Genomic DNA, 17,538 nt, shown 5'->3' with positions numbered 1-17,538 from the left:
GCCGACTCCTTTCAACGAATGACGCCTTCCAGCAGCGGCACGAAGCGTACCGGTTCAAGACGCTGTGTTTCGAATGTGTCGCCCCGGCGCTGCACCCGGGTGAGCCACTGGCTTCCCGAGGCAGTGCTCAGCGGCGTGATCAGCACCCCGCCGTCGGCGAGCTGGGCGAGCAGGGGCTCGGGCAGCTCGCCGGCGCAGGCGGTGAGCAGGATGACATCGAAGGGGGCCTCCTCCGGCCAGCCGTGGCCACCATCGGCCATCCGCAGCCGGACGTTGTGGGCCTCCAGCAGCCGCAGGCGCGGGCCGGCCCGGCGATGCAGGGCATTGATCCTTTCGATGGACCAGAGTTCCGGGACCAGCCGCGACAGGATCAGCGTCTGGTAGCCCGAGCCGGTGCCGATCTCCAGCACCCGGGCGGGCGCCTCCTGGATCACCAGCTCGGTCATCCGGGCCACCATCCAGGGCTGCGAGAGCGTCTGGCCGTGGCCGATCGGCAGCGAGGTGTCCTCGTAGGCGCGATGGGCGAGCGCCTCGTCGAGGAACAGGTGGCGCGGCTCGGCGGCCATCACCTCCAGGACCCGGGTGTCGCGGATCCCCTGCCCGGCCAGCCGGCCCACCATGCGGTCGCGGGTCCGCTGGGAGGTCATCCCCACGCCACGGAGCAGGTCGGGCCGTCGATCAGGTGAGTGCATCCAGCCAGCCCTGCACGTCGTCGAGCGCCGCATGCCGGGTCAGGTCGGTCTGCAGCGGGGTGATGGAGACGAAGCCGGCCTCCACCGCGGCGAAGTCGGTATCGGGGCCGTCGTCGGCGTTCTCGCCCGCCGCGGCGATCCACCAGCGCAGGCGTCCCCGGGGATCGCGCACCTCGAGGGGCCGCGAGGCCGGGCCGCGGTAGCCCAGGCGGGTGACCCGGAAACCCTGGACCTCGTCCCAGGGCAGGTCCGGCACGTTGACGTTGAGCAGGCTGCGCGGCGGCAGCGAGAGCTGGTCGGCCGCCCCCACCAGGCTCGCCGCCACCCGTCCGGCGGTATCGAAATGACGGGAGCCGACCAGCGACATGGCGATGGCCGCCATGCCCAGGTTGCGCCCCTCCATGGCGGCGGCCACGGTACCCGAATAGAGCACGTCGTCGCCCAGGTTGCCGCCGTGGTTGATGCCCGAGATCACCAGGTCCGGCTTCTCGTCCCAGACGCCGTTGACCCCCAGGTAGACGCAGTCCGCCGGGGTGCCGTCGACGCTGTAGAAGCCGTTCTCCATGTCGGTCAGGGAGAGCGGCCGGCTCAGCGTCAGGGAGTTGCTGGCCCCGCTCTTGTCGCGGTCCGGGGCCACCACGCGCAGGCGGGCGTGGGGCACCAGGGCGTCATGCAGGGCACGCAGCCCCGGCGCATGCACGCCGTCGTCGTTGGAAAGCAGTAGTCGGCGCATGGTCACTCCTCGATGGCGGCGCACCCGCTCACAGCGTCGGGTGCGCGATCAGTTCTCTCAGCACGCCGGTGGCGAAGGCGCCGCGCGGCAGGGTGAAGGAGAGCCAGAGCTCGTCCTCCCCGGTGGCCAGCTCCGGCTCGGCGAGGCGCAGCCGCAGGGCCCGTCGCGCCAGGCGCACCCCGGCACGCTCGAGCCCGCCACACAGCCCCGGATAGCGCTCGGGAAGGCGCGCCTCCCGGGCCCGCGCCTCGCCGACGGCCACGGAGTCGCCCACGCCCCACAGCACCCCGCTCGGGTGCAGGTCGAGCCGGGCGGCGCGGGCCTCGAGCTCGGCATCCGGCAGCTCCACGGTGAACTGGCTCGCCGTGCCGTCGAGGATCGCCACCTCGCCGGGCAGCAGGCGATGCCAGCTGCCGTCGCGGATGCGCTCGGCCAGCCCCTCGTTGAACAGGAAGCTGCGCGCCGCCGAGAGCAGCATGCCGTCGCGGTCGTCGCGCTTGCGCCAGCCGCGGGCCAGCAGCGCGCGGGCGCGCAGCAGGTTGCGGCCGCCGGGGCCGAAGCGCTGGGGACCGAAGACGTTGGCCACGCCCTGCTCCACCAGCCGCGCCCAGCGCACCTCGAGGGCGGGGTCGCCCACCGCGGCCCCGGTGATCCGCAGGCGGAAGCGGTTGGCGCGGTGCACGCCGCGCTTGAGCTTGCGCGGGTGGCGCCCCTGGTCGAGCACCCGGATGCCGCGCTCGCCGAGCGCCTCGGCCAGCCCCTCGGGTGCCTCGCGGCCGGGCAGCTGCACCGAGAGCCACTGCCGGGTCACGGCGACGCGGTCCTTCATGCCGGCGTAGCCGACCTCCCGGGGCGAGGCGCCACACAGCCGCGCCAGCTCCCGGGCGGCCATGGCGGTGGTCTGGTCGCGCTTCTCGATGAACAGCCAGAGGTGTTCGCCCTCCCCCTCGGGGACGAAGTCCAGGACCTCGTCGACCCGGAAATCCTCGGGGCTGGCCCGGTAGTCGCCGGGCGTCGGCGGGCCGAACTCGGGGTCCAGCACCCGCGGCCAGGCCGGCGGCCAGTCGATGGCATCCAGGGCCGCGTCACTCACCCGTCGACTCCCGGTCGGCCAGCAGCAGCACCACCGCCTCGGCGGCGATGCCCTCGCCGCGGCCGGTGAAGCCGAGCCGCTCGGTGGTGGTCGCCTTGACGTTGACGGCCGAGACGGCGACGCCGAGGTCCTCGGCGATGCGCGCCGCCATGGCGCCGATATGCGGCGCCATCTTCGGCGCCTGGGCGATCACCGTGGCATCCAGGTTGCCCACCCGGTAGCCGGCCTGGCGCACCAGCCCCACCACGTGGCGCAGCAGCGCCCGGCTGTCGGCACCGGCCCAGGCCGGATCGGTATCGGGGAAGTGGCGGCCGATGTCGCCCAGGGCACAGGCGCCGAGCAGGGCATCGCTGATGGCATGGAGCAGCACGTCGCCGTCGGAGTGGGCGACGAAGCCGTGCTCGAAGGGCACGGCGACCCCGCCGATCATCAGGTGGTCGCCCTCGCCGAAGCGGTGGACGTCGAAGCCGTGGCCGATTCGCATCATCTCTCCAGGGGGCCGGCCGACGCCGGCGCCGTGTCGACCGAGGCAGGCGCCTGGCGCGCCTGGGCGGCCAGGATCAGCTCGGCCAGGGCCAGGTCCTCGGGGTGGGTAATCTTGAGGTTGTCGCGCCGTCCGGCCACCAGCCGCGGCGAGGCGCCCAGGGCCTCGACGGCCGAGGCCTCGTCGGTGACCGTGACGCCGGCCTCCCGGGCAGCCGCCAGGGCCCGGCGCAGCAGGCCGTAGCGAAACCCCTGGGGGGTCAGGGCATGCCAGAGGCCGGCGCGCGGTTCGGTGGTGGCCACCCGGCCGGCACCGTCGTCGCGCTTCATGGTGTCCGCCACCGGGGCAGCCAGCAGGCCGCCCACCGAGTCCGCCGAGAGCACCGCGTGGAGCCGCCGGAGGTCCGCCGTGGTGACGCAGGGGCGTGCCACGTCGTGGACCAGCACCAGGTCGTCGTCGCCGGCCTCGGCGCGGATGGCGGCCAGGGCGTTGGCGACCGAGTCGACCCGCTCGGCGCCGCCGCCGACCCGCCGCCAGTGGGCGAAGGGCACCCAGGCCGGGTCGAAGCGGGCATCCTGCGGGTCGAGGCAGAGGCACAGGCGCGCCCCGGGAAACGCCTCATGGAGCCGCGCCAGGGTCCTGGCCAGCACCGGCCGGCCGCCCAGCGCCAGGTACTGCTTGGGCCGGTCGGCACCCATGCGCCGCCCCTGCCCGGCCGCCGGCACCACCAGCCACAGGGGCGCGCTCACCGTGTCACCTCCGCGGCCGCGGGCAGCTCGGGCGGGGTGACCGGGCGCGTGGCCTCCACCACCACCCCCGGCACCCAGAAGAACTGCTCGTCGGTGCGCACCATGCCGATGTCGCTGCGCCCGCGCTCCTCGATGGCATCCAGCCCGGTCTTGAGGTCGACCACCTCGGCGGCCAGGCGGGCGTTGCGGTCGCGCAGCGGCTTGTTGGCCTCCTCGAGCAGCGCGACCCGCTCGCGCACCATGCCGAGGTCACGGATGCCCCCCTCGCCGAGCCACAGCCGATACTGCAGCAGGGCAAGCAGGACCACGAGTACCACGGCCAACCACTTGAGCATTCGACACTTCCGTCACGACGTTTCGATGGCGGGCATTATGCCATCTTCACCGTCCGGAGGCAGGGCCAATCTCGGGGCGCTCGTTCACCGACGGCTGCGAAACGGCAGCGCCTGTTCGGCGGCGGCGCAGTAGGCCCTGACATGGGCCCGCTCCTCGGCGCAGAAGCGCGCCACCGCGTCGCGCAGGCGAGGGTCGGCGATGTGGTGAAGCGACGTCAACAGGCGCGGGCCGAAGCCCCGGGACAGCTTGTGCTCGCCCTGGGTGCCCGGGTCGAAGGTGGTCAGCCCCCGCGCCAGGCAGTGCTCGATGCCCTGGTAGTAGCAGGCCTCGAAGTGCAGGCAGTCGGCCACCACCTCGCTGCCCCAGTAGCGGCCGTAGAGGGTGCGCGCCCCCTGCAGGCAGAGGGCGGCGGCCACCGGGGTGTCGTCCAGCCTGGCCTGCACCAGCAGCAGGCTGTCGGGCATCGAGGCGTGCAGGCGACGGAAGAAGTCGAGGTTGAGGTAGCCGTGGCGGCCGCGCTCCCGGTAGGTGATCCCGTAGCAGTGGAAGAAGTGCTCGAGCGCCGCGGCGTCGATCGCCGCCCCCTCGAGGCGATGCAGGGTCAGCCCCTGGTCGGCGACGATGCGCCGCTCGCGGCGGATCGCCTTGCGCCGCTTCGCGGTCATGGCAGCCAGGAAGCCGTCGAAGTCGCCGTAGCCGGCGTCCCGCCACTGGAACTGGACCCCGTGGCGGGCCAGCAGGCCGGGGCGCGCCGCCTGCCAGGCGGCCGCCTCCTCGTCGGGGGCGAACAGCAGGTGCCAGCTGGAGAGCTCGCCCGCCTCCCAGGCCGTGGCCAGCAGTTCCCGGGCCGCCAGGGGGTCGACCCCTTCCGCCAGCGCCAGGCGAGGCCCGGGTGCCGGCGTGTAGGGAATCGCCGTGAGCCCCTTGGGGTAGTAGCGGCCGCCGGCCCGCTCCCAGGCATCGGCCCAGCTCCAGTCGAAGACGTACTCCCCGAAGGAGTGGTACTTGTGGTAGTGGGGCATCACCCCCACCAGCGCCTCGCCCCGCCACAGCGTCAGGTGGCGCGGCACCCAGCCGGTGGCCCGGCTCACCGAGCCGCTGGCCTCCAGGGCGTGCAGGAACTCGTGGCGCAGGAAGGGGTGGTCATCGCCGACCAGGGCGTTCCAGGCCGCGGCCGGCACCGCCTCGATGGCGGGGAGTTCTTGCAGCACCAGCTGAGTCATAGAGGCTCCTGGGCAATTACAGCTATCTAAAGCGAGAAGGGCCGGGGGCAGGCCGAAGAGGAGGTCCTACGCCAGAGGTGAGAAGCACTGCTTCGAACGGGCTGGCCATGGATGGCCAGCACTGGTCCTGCAAGCGGAGCAGGACGCGAGAGCGAAGCAGGGCGTCGGTAGCGCCCAGGGAGGGGTTCACAGCGCCTCCTCGCAGGCCTGCCCTCGGATAAGCTCCGAGCGATGCCTCCGCACCAGCTGCTGACAAGCCGTTGGCAGAAGGCCTACATTGTGCCCAGTGTCCGAGCCTCCTTCCATCCTCACCGACACACGGAGACGTGCATGACCGATGTCCGCGAGCTGCAGGCGCAGTTCGACGCCCAGCGTCGCGCCTTCGCGGCCGAGCCCTACCCCGGCCTGGCCATCCGCCGCGACCGGCTGGCCCGGCTGGCGACCCTGACCCGCCGCCACCGCGACGAGATCGCCCGTGCCATCGGCCGCGACTTCGGCCACCGCGCCGAGGCCGAGACCCGCCTGGCGGAGGTCGCCACGGTGCTCCAGGCGGTGCGCCATGCGCGGCGCCACCTCAGGCGCTGGATGCGACCACGCCGCGCGCCGGTGCCCTGGCGGCTCAAGCCCGGCCGGGCCAGGATCCATCGCCAGCCGCTCGGCGTGGTGGGCATCATCGCCCCCTCCAACTATCCCTGGAACCTGGCCCTGCTGCCGGCGGTGGATGCCCTGGCCGCCGGCAACCGGGTGATGATCAAGCCCAGCGAGCACACCCCCGCCACCAGCGAGCTGCTGTCCCGCCTGGTCGACCGCTACTTCGGCGCCGAGGAGCTCTGCGTGGTGCTGGGCGGGGTGGAGACGGCCCGCGACTTCGCGGCGCTGCCGCTGGACCACCTGCTGTTCACCGGCCACGCCGACACCGGGCGGGAGGTGGCCCGGGCGGCCGCCGCCAACCTGACGCCCATCACCCTGGAGCTGGGCGGCAAGACCCCGGCGATCGTCTGCCGGGACGCCGACCTCGCCAAGGCCGCCGAGCGCATCGCCTTCGGCAAGTGGCTCAACGCCGGCCAGACCTGCATCGCCCCGGACCACGTGCTGATCGAGGCCTCGCGGCTCGGCGCCTTCATCGAGGCAATGCGCCGGACGGTGGCCGACTTCTACCCCCGGGGCACCGCCAGCGAGGACTACAGCGCCGTGCTCGGGGCCCGCCAGCGAGCGCGGCTCGAGGGGATGCTGGAGGAGGCCCGCGACCATGGCTGCCGGGTGATCGCCCTGGGCGAGCGTGTCGAGCTGCCGGGCGGCGGGGCCAAGCTGCCGCCGACCCTGGTGATCGACCCCCACGAGGGCCTGTCGCTGATGCGCGAGGAGATCTTCGGCCCCTGGCTGCCGATCGTCGGCGTGCGCGACCTCGACGCCGCCATCGGCCATGTCAACGCCGGCCCCCGTCCGCTGGCGCTCTACGCCTTCACCGACGACCCCGGGCAACGGCAGCGGCTGCTGGAGACGACCCACTCCGGCGGCGTGGTGTTCAACGACACCCTGTGGCACAACGCCGTGCCGGCGCTGCCCTTCGGCGGCGTGGGCGAGAGCGGCATGGGGGCCTACCAGGGCGAGGCCGGCTTCCTGCGCTTCAGCCTGGAGCGCAGCGTCTTCCTCCAGGCGCGGCACAATGCCGTGGGGCTGCTGAATCCCCCCTACCGCCGCTGGCTGCTCAGGCTGCTGGGGCTCTAGCCGGAAGCGACGTCAGCCAAAAGCTCAAGGTAATAAAACTACAAAAATGCCGAGACTCCGGCTAGGATGGCGAGGAATCCGGATTAAATTTTGGTAAACTTACCAAACACGCCACAAGAGACCGAGGTGCCCCATGGCCACGCCGACCCCCGAACTGAACGCCACCGTCGCCGATGTCACCCGACGCATCCGCGAGCGCTCCGCCGAGCGCCGCGCCCTCTACGAGGCGCGCATGGCCGACCAGCACCGGCGCGGCGTACATCGCGGCGAGCTCTCCTGCGGCAACCTGGCCCACGGCTTCGCCGCCTGCGGCACGGAGGACAAGGGCCGCCTCAAGCTGATGAACAGCGCCAACCTGGGGGTCGTCTCCTCCTACAACGACATGCTCTCGGCCCACCAGCCTCTGGAGGACTACCCGGCGATCCTCAAGGAGGCCGCCCGGGCCATGGGCTCCACCGCCCAGTTCGCCGGCGGCGTGCCGGCCATGTGCGACGGGGTGACCCAGGGCCAGCCCGGGATGGAGCTGTCGCTGTTCTCCCGGGAGGTGATCGCCATGGCCACTGCCGTGGCGCTCTCCCACAACATGTTCGATGCCGCCCTCTACCTGGGCGTCTGCGACAAGATCGTTCCGGGCCTGTTCATCGGCGCGGCGCGCTTCGGCCACCTGCCGGCGCTGTTCGTGCCTGCCGGCCCCATGGAGAGCGGCCTGCCCAACAAGGAGAAGGCGCGCATCCGCCAGCTCTATGCCGAGGGCAAGGTGGGCCGCGACGAACTGCTCGAGGCGGAGTCCGCCTCCTACCACAGCCCGGGCACCTGCACCTTCTACGGCACCGCCAACTCCAACCAGCTGATGATGGAGATCATGGGCCTGCACCTGCCCGGCGCCTCCTTCGTCAACCCGGGCACGCCGTTGCGCGAGGCGCTGACCCGCTACGCCGCCGAGCAGGCGATCCGCAACACCGAGGTCGGGGGCGACTACCGCCCCTTCTACCGGCAGATCGACGAGCGCGCCATCGTCAACGCCATGGTCGGCCTGCTGGCCTCCGGCGGCTCCACCAACCACACCCTGCACCTGGTGGCCATGGCCGCCGCGGCGGGCCTCACCATCACCTGGGACGACTTCACCGCCCTCTCCGCGGTGACCCCCAGCCTGACCCGCATCTACCCCAACGGCCAGGCCGACGTGAACCACTTCCAGGCCGCCGGCGGCATGAGCCTGCTGATCCGCGAGCTGCTCGGCGCCGGGCTGATCCACGGCGACATCCCCACGGTGTTCGGCAGCGACCTGACCGCCTACACCCGGGAGCCCTTCCTCGAGGACGGCAAGCTGACCTGGCGCGAGGGCCCCACCGAGAGCCTCGACCGGGACGTGCTGCGCGGCGTGGCCGACCCCTTCGCCCCCACCGGCGGCCTCACCGTGCTGGACGGCAACCTGGGCCGCGGGGTGATCAAGGTCTCGGCGGTGGCCGAGGCGCATCGCCTGGTGGAGGCCCCGGCAAGGATCTTCGAGGACCAGAACGAGCTCAAGGCGGCCTTCGAGGCCGGCGAGCTGGATCGCGACGTGGTGGTAGTGGTGCGCTACCAGGGCCCCAAGGCCAACGGCATGCCGGAGCTGCACAAGCTCACGCCCTATCTCGGCGTGCTCCAGGACCGCGGCTTCCAGGTGGCGCTGGTCACCGACGGGCGCATGTCCGGCGCCTCCGGCAAGGTGCCGGCGGCCATCCACATGACCCCGGAAGCCCTGGACGGCGGCCCCCTGGCGAGACTGCGCGACGGCGATATCGTCCGCCTGGACGCCAATGCCGGCACCCTCGAGGTCGGGGTCAGTGCCGATGCCTGGGCCGATCGCGAGGTCGGCGAGCCGCATCTCGACCACTACCACGTGGGGCTGGGCCGCGAGCTGTTCGCCGGCTTCCGCCACCTGGCCAGCGGCTCCGAGCAGGGCGCCTCGGTGTTCGGCGGCTTCGAGGCCGACGACCTGGCGCGCCAGGCCGGCCAGATCCACGACGAGGACGCCTGAGCTGCGGCCATGGCGAGAAGCGCCGTAGACAGAAAGGACATATCGACGATGACTCGACCCGCTCTTATTGGGGACATTGGCGGCACCAACGCGCGCTTCGCCCTGGTGACCCCGGGCGGCTTCGCGCCCCACGACATCCTCGCCCTGCCCTGCGCCGACTACCCCGGCCTGGTGGAGGCGGTACGCGACTACCTGGCTCGGGTCGGCGCCACCGGCGAAGGGGCCCCGCGCGAGGCCTGCCTGGCCTTCGCCTGCCCGATCCGCGGCGACCGGGTCACCATGACCAACAACCCCTGGTCCTTCTCCCGGGCCGAGGCCCAGGCCGCGCTTGAGCTCTCGCTGTTCAAGGTGATCAACGACTTCACCGCCCAGGCGCTGGGCGTGCCCCACCTGGCCGAGGACGACCTGGTCGAGGTGCAGCCCGGCGAGGCGATCCCCCATGCGGCCCGGCTGGTGATCGGCCCCGGCACCGGCCTCGGCGTGGCCGGGCTCTTCCCCGGCCGCCACGCCTGGATCCCGCTGCCCACCGAGGGGGGGCATGTCACCTTCGCCCCCACCGACGAGCGCGAGCAGAACCTGCTGCGCCACTTCCGCAACCGCTACGGCCGCGTCTCGGTGGAGCGCCTGCTGTGCGGCCAGGGGCTGCTGGACCTCTACCTGGCCCACTGTTCGCTGAAGGGCGCCCCGCCCCGCTACGCCACCCCCGCCGAGGTCACCGCCGCAGCCGACGGCGACCCGGTGGCCCGTGATACCCTGCTGCGGTTCCTGAAGATCCTCGGCGACGTCTGCGGCGACGCGGCCCTGACGATGGGCGCCCGCGGCGGCGTCACCCTGTGCGGCGGCATCCTGCCCCGGCTGCGGGAGTGGCTGCCGCGGAGCCGCTTCTGCGAGGCCTTCGCCGCCAAGGGGCGCATGGGCGCCTACACGGCGGCGATCCCCGTGCACCTGGTCACCGCGCCCTGGCCGGGGCTGCTGGGCGCCGCCGAGGCCCTGCATAATCCAGAGGTCGAATGAATCGACGGAAGAAGTCGAGTAACGCGACGGAAGAGGTCGAATGATGATTCCACGAAGCCTGCGAACCCTGCTCGACGAGACCCGCGGCCGGCGCCGCGCCGAATGGGCCGGCCGCGAGGTGTGGCTGGCCAACGAGGCCTGGGGCGAGCTGGCCGTTTCCCTGCAAGGCGCCCAGGTCCTGCACTATCTTCCGGCCGGTGACGGCAGCGACGGCTGGCTCTGGGTGACGCCCACCCCCCAGGCCCTGCCCGGGGCGATCCGCGGCGGCATCCCGCTCTGCTGGCCCTGGTTCGCCGACGACCGCTATGCCGACGAGTCGCCGGATCGCTCGGGCCCCTTCCATGGCCCGGCGCGCAAGGCCGACTGGCGGCTGGACGCGGTGGATGACCACGAGGAGGGCGTGGAGCTGCACCTCTCGCCCGAGGGGCGCCTGCATACCCAGCTGGCGCCGCGGCTGGTGGTCCAGGCCAATGCCCGCCGCCTCCACCTGGAGCTGATCACCGAGCACGTCGGCGAGACGCCGGTGAAGATCAGCGGCGCCCTGCACAGCTACCTGGCCGTGGGCGACGCCTTCGCCTGCCGCGTCGAGGGGCTGGCCGGTGCCCGCTACCTGGACAAGCTGGCCGGCTTCGCCGAACGGGACCAGCAGGGCGAGCTCGGGGTACGCGGCGGGCTCGACCGCATCTACCACAGCAACGCCGAGCTCACCCTGGACGACGGCTCGCGCCGCCTGCGCATCGCCCGCCAGGGCAGCGACTCGGCGGTGATCTGGCACCCCGGCGAGGCGCTGCCCGACGACACCCCCGAGGAGGCCGCCCGCCGCTTCCTGTGCGTGGAGTCGGCCAACACCCGGCTCGACCCGGTGTGGCTGGTCCCGGGCGCCCAGCACCTGCTCGGCACCACGCTCTCGGTGGCGGATGCGGCCTCATGAGCGCCGCGCCCCGCATCGACGCCCCCTTCCTGCTCGGCATGATGCGCCTGCACGAGGTACCGGCACTCCATGTCCCCGGGCGCCTGGCCGACTGGATCGAGGCGCGGCTCGACGAGGGCCTCGGCTGGTTCGACCATGCCGACATCTACGGCGACGGCCAGGGCGAGGCGCTGTTCGGCGCCGCCCTGCGCGCTCGCCCGGCCCTGGCGGGGCGAGTGAAGGTAGTGACCAAGGCGGGCATCGTCACCCCCGAGCGCGACGCCTCGCGGGTCGGCCACCAGGATACCGGGGTCAAGCACTACGACAGCTCGCCGGCCGCCCTGACGCGAGCCATCGATGCGGCCCTCTCGCGCCTCGGGGTGGAGCGCCTCGACCACTTCCTGATCCACCGCCCCGACCCGCTGATGGAGGCCGCGGCCACCGGTCGCGCCCTGGACGATGCCATCGCCGCCGGCAAGATCGGTGCTGCCGGGGTCTCGAACTTCCTGCCCGAACAGTGGCGACGCCTCCAGGCCGCCATGCATCACCGGCTGGAGGCCCACCAGCTACAGCTCTCCCTGGACCACGCCACGCCGCTGTTCGATGGCCGCTACGATGCGCTGGTGGCCGACGGCCTGGCGCCGCTGGTCTGGTCGCCGCTGGGTGGCGGCCGGGTCTTCCAGGGCCCGGCCGTGGGCCTGCTGGACCACCTGGCCGGGGTCCACGGTGCCACCCCGGCCGGCGTGGCGCTGGCCTGGCTGCGCGCCCTGCCGGGGCGGCCGGTGCCGGTGATCGGCAGCCTGCGCGCCGAACGCATCGACGACCTGGCGCGGGATGCCGACCTCTCCCTGGTCCGTCCCGAGTGGTACGCCCTGCTCGAGGCCGCCCGCGGCCACCCGGTCGCCTGACGGCGCTCGACCCACCCGCCCCCTTTTGAGGAGACCCCCGATGATACCCGTGATTGCCTTCGGCGAGGCCCTGGTCGACATGCTCTCCAGCCGCCTCGGCGATGCCGGGCAGGGCCCCGAGACGTTCACCCCCTATGCCGGCGGCGCCCCCGCCAACGTGGCCGTGGCCTGCGCCCGGCTGGGCGTGCCCAGCCGCTTCCTGGGCATGCTCGGAGACGACCACTTCGGCGACTTCCTCGCCGCGGAGCTCGCCGCCCACGGCGTCGACACCTCGGGCGTGGTGCGCACCCGCGAAGCGCGCACGGCGCTGGCCTTCGTCTCCCGGGACGCCGCGGGGGAGCGCACCTTCGACTTCTACCGGCCACCGGCCGCCGACCTGCTCTACCGGCTCGAGCACCTGCCCCAGGGCGTGTTCGCCGAGCCCGCCATCCTGCATCTGTGCAGCAACAGCCTGACCGAGCCGGAGATCGCCGAGACTACCCTGGCCATGGCCGAGATGGCCCGCCGCGCCGGCTGCCTGGTCAGCGTGGACGCCAACCTGCGCCACAACCTGTGGGCGACCGGCCAGGCCGACATCAGCCTGGTGACCCGCCTGCTCGACGCCGCCGACCTGCTCAAGCTCTCCAGCGACGAGCTCGGCTACCTGCGCGCCGACCACCCGGAGGACGCCTGGCTGGCCGAGCGGCTGGCTGCCGGGGTCAAGGCCGTCGTGATCACCGACGGGCCGGGTGACGTGCGGCTGCTGGGGGTGGGCATCGAACGGCGGGTGACGCCCCCCGCCGTCGAGGCGGTGGACACCACCGCCGGCGGGGACGCCTTCATCGGCGGGCTGCTGGCCGAACTCGCCGAGCACCTCGGCAGCGCGGGCCCGGAGGGCTGGCAGCGCGACGAGGCGTTCCTGGCCCGCGCCGTGGAGACGGCCTGCCGCTGCGGCGCCCACGCCGTGACCCGCCCCGGCGCCTACGTCGCCCTGCCGACCCGCGAGGACCTGCAGCAGCTGAAGCGCTGAGGCATTGCCTGCCGAGAAGGAGTTCCCCCATGCCCCACCAGGCCGAAGCATCACGCTATGACGCCATGCACTACCGCCGCTGCGGGAAGAGCGGCCTGCAGCTGCCCGCCCTGTCCCCGGGGCTGTGGCACAACGTCGGCGACGGGGACAACCTCGCCTTCGCCGAGGCGGAGCTTGCCGAGATCGACCGGCATGCCCCGAAGGATGCCGCCATCAACCTCTGGGCGATCTCATCCCGGCAGTGAACTCCGGCTTGAGTACCCGGTAGAGGCGCAGGAAGCGAGCGTAGGAAGCGGCATGCCGGCCGAGCGGCTCGGACGGCGTGAAGACCCGGTCGATCTCGGGCACCCGACACACCGCCTCGGGCGACTCGCCGGTCACCGCCAGCCGTGCCAGTCGGGCCGCTCCGAAGGCCGGGCCCGTCTCGCTGTCGCGATAGCGCACCAGCGGCCGCTCGAGGATATCGGCCAGCAGCTGCAGCCACAGATCGCTTCGCGTCCCGCCACCGATGGCCGCCAGCCTGGCCACCGGCGTCCCCGCCGACTCGATCACTTCCATCGCCTCCCGCAGGCTGTATCCCACCCCGGAGAGTACCGCCCGGGTCACCTCGCCGACATCGCTGGCGGGCGTCAGGCCGAACAGCACCCCGCGCGCCGCAGGATCGTCGTGGGGGGTACGCTCGCCGTTGAGGTAGGGCAGGAACAGCAGCGACTCGGGGGCGTCACCGCGCGCCTCGGCGCGGGCCAGGGCCCCCTCGATGCTCACCCCCATCAGGCCGGCGACCCAGGAGAGCGCGCTGGCACCATTGAGGAGTGCGGCCATCTGGAACCAGCGGCCGGGCAGTGCGTGGGCAAAGGCGTGGAGCGCATGCTCGGGGGCCGGGCGATAGCCCGGGGTTGACACGAAGAGCTGGCTGGAGGTGCCCAGGGTAAGAAAGGCGCTGCCGTCCTCGATGGCGCCGATGCCCAGGGCACCGGCGGCCACGTCGCCCGCGCCGCCGGCGATCACCACGCCCTCGGGCAGCCCCCAACGCTGCGCCAGCTCGGGGTGCAGTCGACCCGCCGGTTCGCTGCCCTCCACCAGCCTCGGCAGCCAGGCGGGATCGACCCCGCATGCGGCGACCACCTCCTCCGACCACTGGCGCCTGGCCTGATCGAGCAGCTGGGTGCCGGCAGCATCACACATGTCGGTGACCCGTTCACCGCTCATCCGCCAGCGCACCTCGTCCTTGGGCAGCAGCAGGTACCGGGTCCGCGCCAGGACATCCGGTTCGTGGCCGGACAACCATCGCAACTTCGCGGGCCAGAAGGCGGGCATCGGGCCCACGCCGGTCAGCTCTCCCAGCCGGGGTAGCTCTGCATCGAGCAGCCGGCACTCCCGCTCGGCACGGCTGTCGTTCCACAGCAGCGCCGGACGCAAGGCATCGCCGGCCTCGTCCTGCAGGACCAGCCCGTGCATCTGACCGGAGAGCCCGATCGCGACCGTGCCGGCGAGTGCCTCGGCAGCCTGCTGACGCAGCCTGCCCATTACCTCCTCGACCGCCTGCCACCAGCGATCCGGATGCTGCTCGGCCCAGCCGGGGAAGGGATGATCCACCGCGTAGTCCTGGCTGGCGGTGGCCAGGCAGCGCTGCGTGCCATCGACCAGCACCGCCTTGACGGCCGAGGTGCCGATATCCAGCCCGAGGTAGATATCATTCGCCATGTTCAGGCCGCCCGGGTCGTGGTATGCCAGGCGAGACGCTCACCACTGTCGGCGTCGAAGAGGTGCACCTTCTCGAGATTCAGGCCCAGGTGAATGGTGTCGCCGGGATGGACATCATGGCGCTCGCGGAACACCACGGTGACATGCTGATCGCCGAGCCTGGCCACCACATGGATCTCGGCTCCCGTGGGCTCCACGGAGACCACCTCCACCGGCACGCCGTCGTCCACCAGGCTGATGTCCTCGGGGCGAATGCCATACACGGCCTCACCAGGCGCCTTGCTGGTATCCAGTTCGCCCAATGGCAGCTCGCCCCCTCCCCTGACCTCGAAGCGCGTCTCCCGCCCGGGCCGGCCATGGATCAGGTTCATCCCCGGCGAGCCGATGAAACTGGCCACGAACAGGTTGGCCGGGTGATCGTAGAGCTCCAGCGGCGTGCCCATCTGCTGGACGTACCCCTGGTGCAGCACGACGATGCGGTCGGCCATGGTCATGGCCTCGATCTGGTCGTGGGTCACGTAGACGGTCGTGGTCTTGAGACGCTGGTGGAGCTCCTTGATCTCGGTGCGCATGGAGACGCGCAGCTTGGCATCCAGGTTGGAGAGTGGCTCGTCGAACAGGAACACCTGGGGATCACGCACGATGGCACGCCCCATGGCCACACGCTGGCGCTGGCCACCGGACAACTCGCGAGGGTGACGCTTGAGAAGGGGGCCGAGATTGAGAATGGCCGCGGCATTGTTGACCTTCTCCTCGATGACCGCCTTGTCGACCTTGGAAAGCTTCAGCGAGAACCCCATGTTCTCCGCCACCGTCATGTGGGGATAGAGGGCGTAGCTCTGGAAGACCATGGCGATGTCCCTCGCCTTGGGGGGCATATCGTTGACGACGGTGCCGCCGATCTGGACCTCCCCGCCGCTGACGGATTCGAGGCCGGCGATCATCCGCAGCAGGGTCGACTTGCCGCAGCCGGAGGGGCCCACCAGGATGACAAACTCGCCGTCCCGGATATCGATATTGACGTCATGAATGACCGTCTCGTCGCCGAAGCTTTTCTGGACATTCTCGAGCTTGATGTTAGCCATGATTGTTATATCCCACTTTGGTCTAATTCGTGATCGATCCCGGCCACCGGCCGGATTCAGTCAATAAAATCGTTAGACATTAGTTCAACACCGCAACCCTATCGCCCGATGGCATCGCTTCAGGGAAAGCCGCCAACCGGTCCTTGATCTGAGCGGAAGCTCATGATTCAACCATCTGATTTCAATAGTCTTTTACCCTGACTCCCCGCTTTCCACCGACATCCTCGGCAAGCTTCCATGACAGCGGCACTCTCCCTACTCTAGCGCATTAAATACGCAAGGTGACACGATTCTGCAAATCCACTATGTTGGAAACAGCCTTGGGCGATCTCGCTCATACTGGCCACACTGAACTGGCTTGTGGCGGGTCATCCACGGGATGCAAGCGAGCCGAATCATCCGGCTGAAACGTGCGCACAACAACAACCGTGCTGGGAGACATCATCCATGACAACAACACGACTGCTTACCGCGACCGGGCTCGGCCTGGCGATGGCCACCGGCAGCGCCATCGCCCATGCCGAAGAGACTACCATTCGCTGGGCCCTGCATCCCGGCGAGGAAGCCGATGCGGTCATCGAACACTTTGCGCCGGAGTACGAGCGCCAGACCGGGGTCCGCGTGGTGGGCGAGATCCTGCCCCCCGACCAGTTGCGCGACCGCATGTCCATCGAGGCGATCGGCGGCACCGGGCGCTGGGACATGGGTTACCACAGCCCGGGCTGGTTCGGCACCTTCCGCGACCACGTGGTCGACCTGACCCCCTTCATCGAGGAGTACGGTTTCGATCTGGACGCCTACCCGGAACTGATCCGTCGCTCGCACATGGAGAGCAGCGCGCGCCCCGGCGACATCATCGCCCTGCCCACCACCCCGGCGGCGCCGATGCTGATCGCCCGGGAGGATTTCTTCGAACACCCCGATGAGCAGGCCGCCTTCGAGGCGCAGTACGGCCGTGCCCTGGAGGTCCCGGCGACCTGGCAGGAGCTCTACGAGGTCGCCGAGTTCTTCACTCGCGAGGCCGGCGAGACGGTGGCCGGCGAGGTGCTCGAGCAGGACCTCTATGGCTGGACCGACGCCCTCGGCGCCGGCAGCGGCGTGGCGCGCAGCTTCATCGTGATGCTCTACTCCACGGGACTGGAGGGCTGGGATGAGGACTATCAGCCCGACCTGGACCACCCGATCCTGGTCGAGGCTGCCGAACTCTTCGTCGACCTGGCCAACGACACCGCGCCGCCCGCCGCCCGCAACTGGGACTTCCTGGAAGGCCTGAGCTACTTCCGCGACGGCCGCCTGGCCATGGCCACCATGTGGCCGCAGGGTCTCGGCACCGTGGAGGACCCGAACGGGGTATCCGCCGGCAAGGTGCTCTATCAGCCCCTGCCTGCCTTCGAGGGCAACCTCAAGGGTTACGAGCAGGGCGTGCCCTTCCTGGGCGGCGGCGGGGTGTTCATCTTCGACACCCCCAATGCCGAGGAGTCCTTCAAGTTCCTGAAGTGGATGCTGCAGGACAACGAGATCGAGTGGGGCAAGCAGACCCAGCAGTTCTCCCGCGAGGCGCATTTCTCCAGCGAGGAGCTGCGTGGCCTCGAGGCCCACTACGAGCGCTTCCTGCCGGCCTACGAGCAGGTGCTGCAGCAGGTGTTCGTGCGCCAGGGCATCCCCGAGTACGGCACCGTGATGTGGCAGGGCACCGTGGATTTCGCCACCGACGTGCTCAGCGGTGACATGACCCCCGAGCAGGCCCAGAGCCGCTGGGTGCGCAACATGGAACGCACCTTCCGTCGCGCCGGCTACCTCGACTGAGGACGACAGGCAGCGGGGCCGGCGTTGTCGCGCCGCCCCGCACG

At 71.3% G+C, this 17,538-nt stretch carries 17 protein-coding genes; 8 read left to right on the top strand and 9 right to left on the bottom strand.

The window, feature by feature from the left end; genetic code table 11:
- Positions 1-11: 11 nt before the first annotated feature.
- From BDK63_RS01845 to BDK63_RS01815, 7 genes are all read right to left on the bottom strand, one after another.
- A complete protein-coding gene (locus tag BDK63_RS01845; RefSeq protein ID WP_183329612.1) occupies positions 12-692 on the bottom strand; it encodes a protein-L-isoaspartate(D-aspartate) O-methyltransferase in 681 nt (226 codons plus the stop codon).
- Complete coding sequence (gene surE / locus BDK63_RS01840; protein ID WP_183329611.1) at positions 679-1,425, bottom strand: 5'/3'-nucleotidase SurE; 747 nt, start codon at positions 1,423-1,425, stop codon at positions 679-681. The genes BDK63_RS01845 and surE overlap by 14 nt, the downstream gene beginning before the upstream one ends.
- A 28-nt stretch (positions 1,426-1,453) precedes the next feature.
- Complete coding sequence (gene truD / locus BDK63_RS01835; RefSeq protein ID WP_343065257.1) at positions 1,454-2,518, bottom strand: tRNA pseudouridine(13) synthase TruD; 1,065 nt, start codon at positions 2,516-2,518, stop codon at positions 1,454-1,456.
- On the bottom strand, positions 2,511-3,002 hold the full coding sequence (gene ispF, locus BDK63_RS01830; protein ID WP_281379214.1) for a 2-C-methyl-D-erythritol 2,4-cyclodiphosphate synthase: 492 nt from the start codon (positions 3,000-3,002) through the stop codon (positions 2,511-2,513). Before ispF ends, truD begins: the two co-directional genes overlap by 8 nt.
- On the bottom strand, positions 3,002-3,751 hold the full coding sequence (gene ispD, locus BDK63_RS01825) for a 2-C-methyl-D-erythritol 4-phosphate cytidylyltransferase (protein ID WP_183329609.1): 750 nt from the start codon (positions 3,749-3,751) through the stop codon (positions 3,002-3,004). Before ispD ends, ispF begins: the two co-directional genes overlap by 1 nt.
- Positions 3,748-4,086: a cell division protein FtsB gene (gene ftsB / locus BDK63_RS01820; protein WP_183329608.1), complete on the bottom strand. Its 339-nt coding sequence runs from the start codon at positions 4,084-4,086 to the stop codon at positions 3,748-3,750. Before ftsB ends, ispD begins: the two co-directional genes overlap by 4 nt.
- A gap of 84 nt (positions 4,087-4,170) precedes the next feature.
- The gene (locus BDK63_RS01815; protein WP_183329607.1) at positions 4,171-5,310 is read right to left on the bottom strand and encodes a GNAT family N-acetyltransferase; all 1,140 of its coding nucleotides are present in this window, start codon (positions 5,308-5,310) and stop codon (positions 4,171-4,173) included.
- A gap of 330 nt (positions 5,311-5,640) precedes the next feature.
- Between BDK63_RS01815 and BDK63_RS01810 the strand changes: the two genes are divergently transcribed.
- The 7 genes from BDK63_RS01810 (at position 5,641) to BDK63_RS18620 (ending at position 13,144) form a co-directional block, all read left to right on the top strand.
- Entirely contained in the window at positions 5,641-7,038 is a 1,398-nt protein-coding gene (locus BDK63_RS01810) for a coniferyl aldehyde dehydrogenase (RefSeq protein WP_183329606.1), read from the top strand.
- Positions 7,039-7,171: 133 nt separating this feature from the next.
- The gene (gene edd, locus BDK63_RS01805) at positions 7,172-9,058 is read left to right on the top strand and encodes a phosphogluconate dehydratase (RefSeq protein WP_183329605.1); all 1,887 of its coding nucleotides are present in this window, start codon (positions 7,172-7,174) and stop codon (positions 9,056-9,058) included.
- A gap of 48 nt (positions 9,059-9,106) precedes the next feature.
- Positions 9,107-10,072: a glucokinase gene (glk, locus tag BDK63_RS01800; protein WP_183329604.1), complete on the top strand. Its 966-nt coding sequence runs from the start codon at positions 9,107-9,109 to the stop codon at positions 10,070-10,072.
- A gap of 43 nt (positions 10,073-10,115) precedes the next feature.
- The gene (locus BDK63_RS01795; RefSeq protein WP_183329656.1) at positions 10,116-11,003 is read left to right on the top strand and encodes a D-hexose-6-phosphate mutarotase; all 888 of its coding nucleotides are present in this window, start codon (positions 10,116-10,118) and stop codon (positions 11,001-11,003) included.
- Positions 11,000-11,890 carry an aldo/keto reductase gene (locus tag BDK63_RS01790; protein ID WP_183329603.1) on the top strand — a complete coding sequence of 297 codons (891 nt, stop codon included), beginning with the start codon at positions 11,000-11,002 and terminating at the stop codon, positions 11,888-11,890. Before BDK63_RS01795 ends, BDK63_RS01790 begins: the two co-directional genes overlap by 4 nt.
- A gap of 40 nt (positions 11,891-11,930) precedes the next feature.
- Complete coding sequence (locus BDK63_RS01785) at positions 11,931-12,899, top strand: carbohydrate kinase family protein (RefSeq protein ID WP_183329602.1); 969 nt, start codon at positions 11,931-11,933, stop codon at positions 12,897-12,899.
- Positions 12,900-12,928: 29 nt separating this feature from the next.
- A complete protein-coding gene (locus tag BDK63_RS18620; protein WP_281379213.1) occupies positions 12,929-13,144 on the top strand; it encodes a hypothetical protein in 216 nt (71 codons plus the stop codon).
- Here the strand turns inward: BDK63_RS18620 and xylB are convergent.
- Together xylB and BDK63_RS01770 are read right to left on the bottom strand one after the other, a co-directional pair.
- Positions 13,113-14,603, bottom strand: a complete 1,491-nt coding sequence (xylB, locus tag BDK63_RS01775; RefSeq protein WP_221202464.1) for a xylulokinase — start codon at positions 14,601-14,603, stop codon at positions 13,113-13,115. The two genes, BDK63_RS18620 and xylB, sit on opposite strands and share 32 nt — an antisense overlap.
- Positions 14,604-14,605: 2 nt before the next feature.
- Entirely contained in the window at positions 14,606-15,688 is a 1,083-nt protein-coding gene (locus BDK63_RS01770) for an ABC transporter ATP-binding protein (protein ID WP_183329601.1), read from the bottom strand.
- A 447-nt stretch (positions 15,689-16,135) separates the two neighbouring features.
- On the opposite strand from BDK63_RS01770, the gene BDK63_RS01765 reads away from it, so the two are divergent.
- Positions 16,136-17,494 carry an ABC transporter substrate-binding protein gene (locus BDK63_RS01765; RefSeq protein WP_183329600.1) on the top strand — a complete coding sequence of 453 codons (1,359 nt, stop codon included), beginning with the start codon at positions 16,136-16,138 and terminating at the stop codon, positions 17,492-17,494.
- Positions 17,495-17,538: the final 44 nt, after the last annotated feature.

The organism is Halomonas campaniensis (assembly GCF_014193375.1).
Taxonomy (GTDB): Bacteria; Pseudomonadota; Gammaproteobacteria; order Pseudomonadales; family Halomonadaceae; genus Halomonas; species Halomonas campaniensis.
Note: the sequence above shows the minus strand (reverse complement) of the source record. Positions and strands in the feature narration are given on the sequence as shown.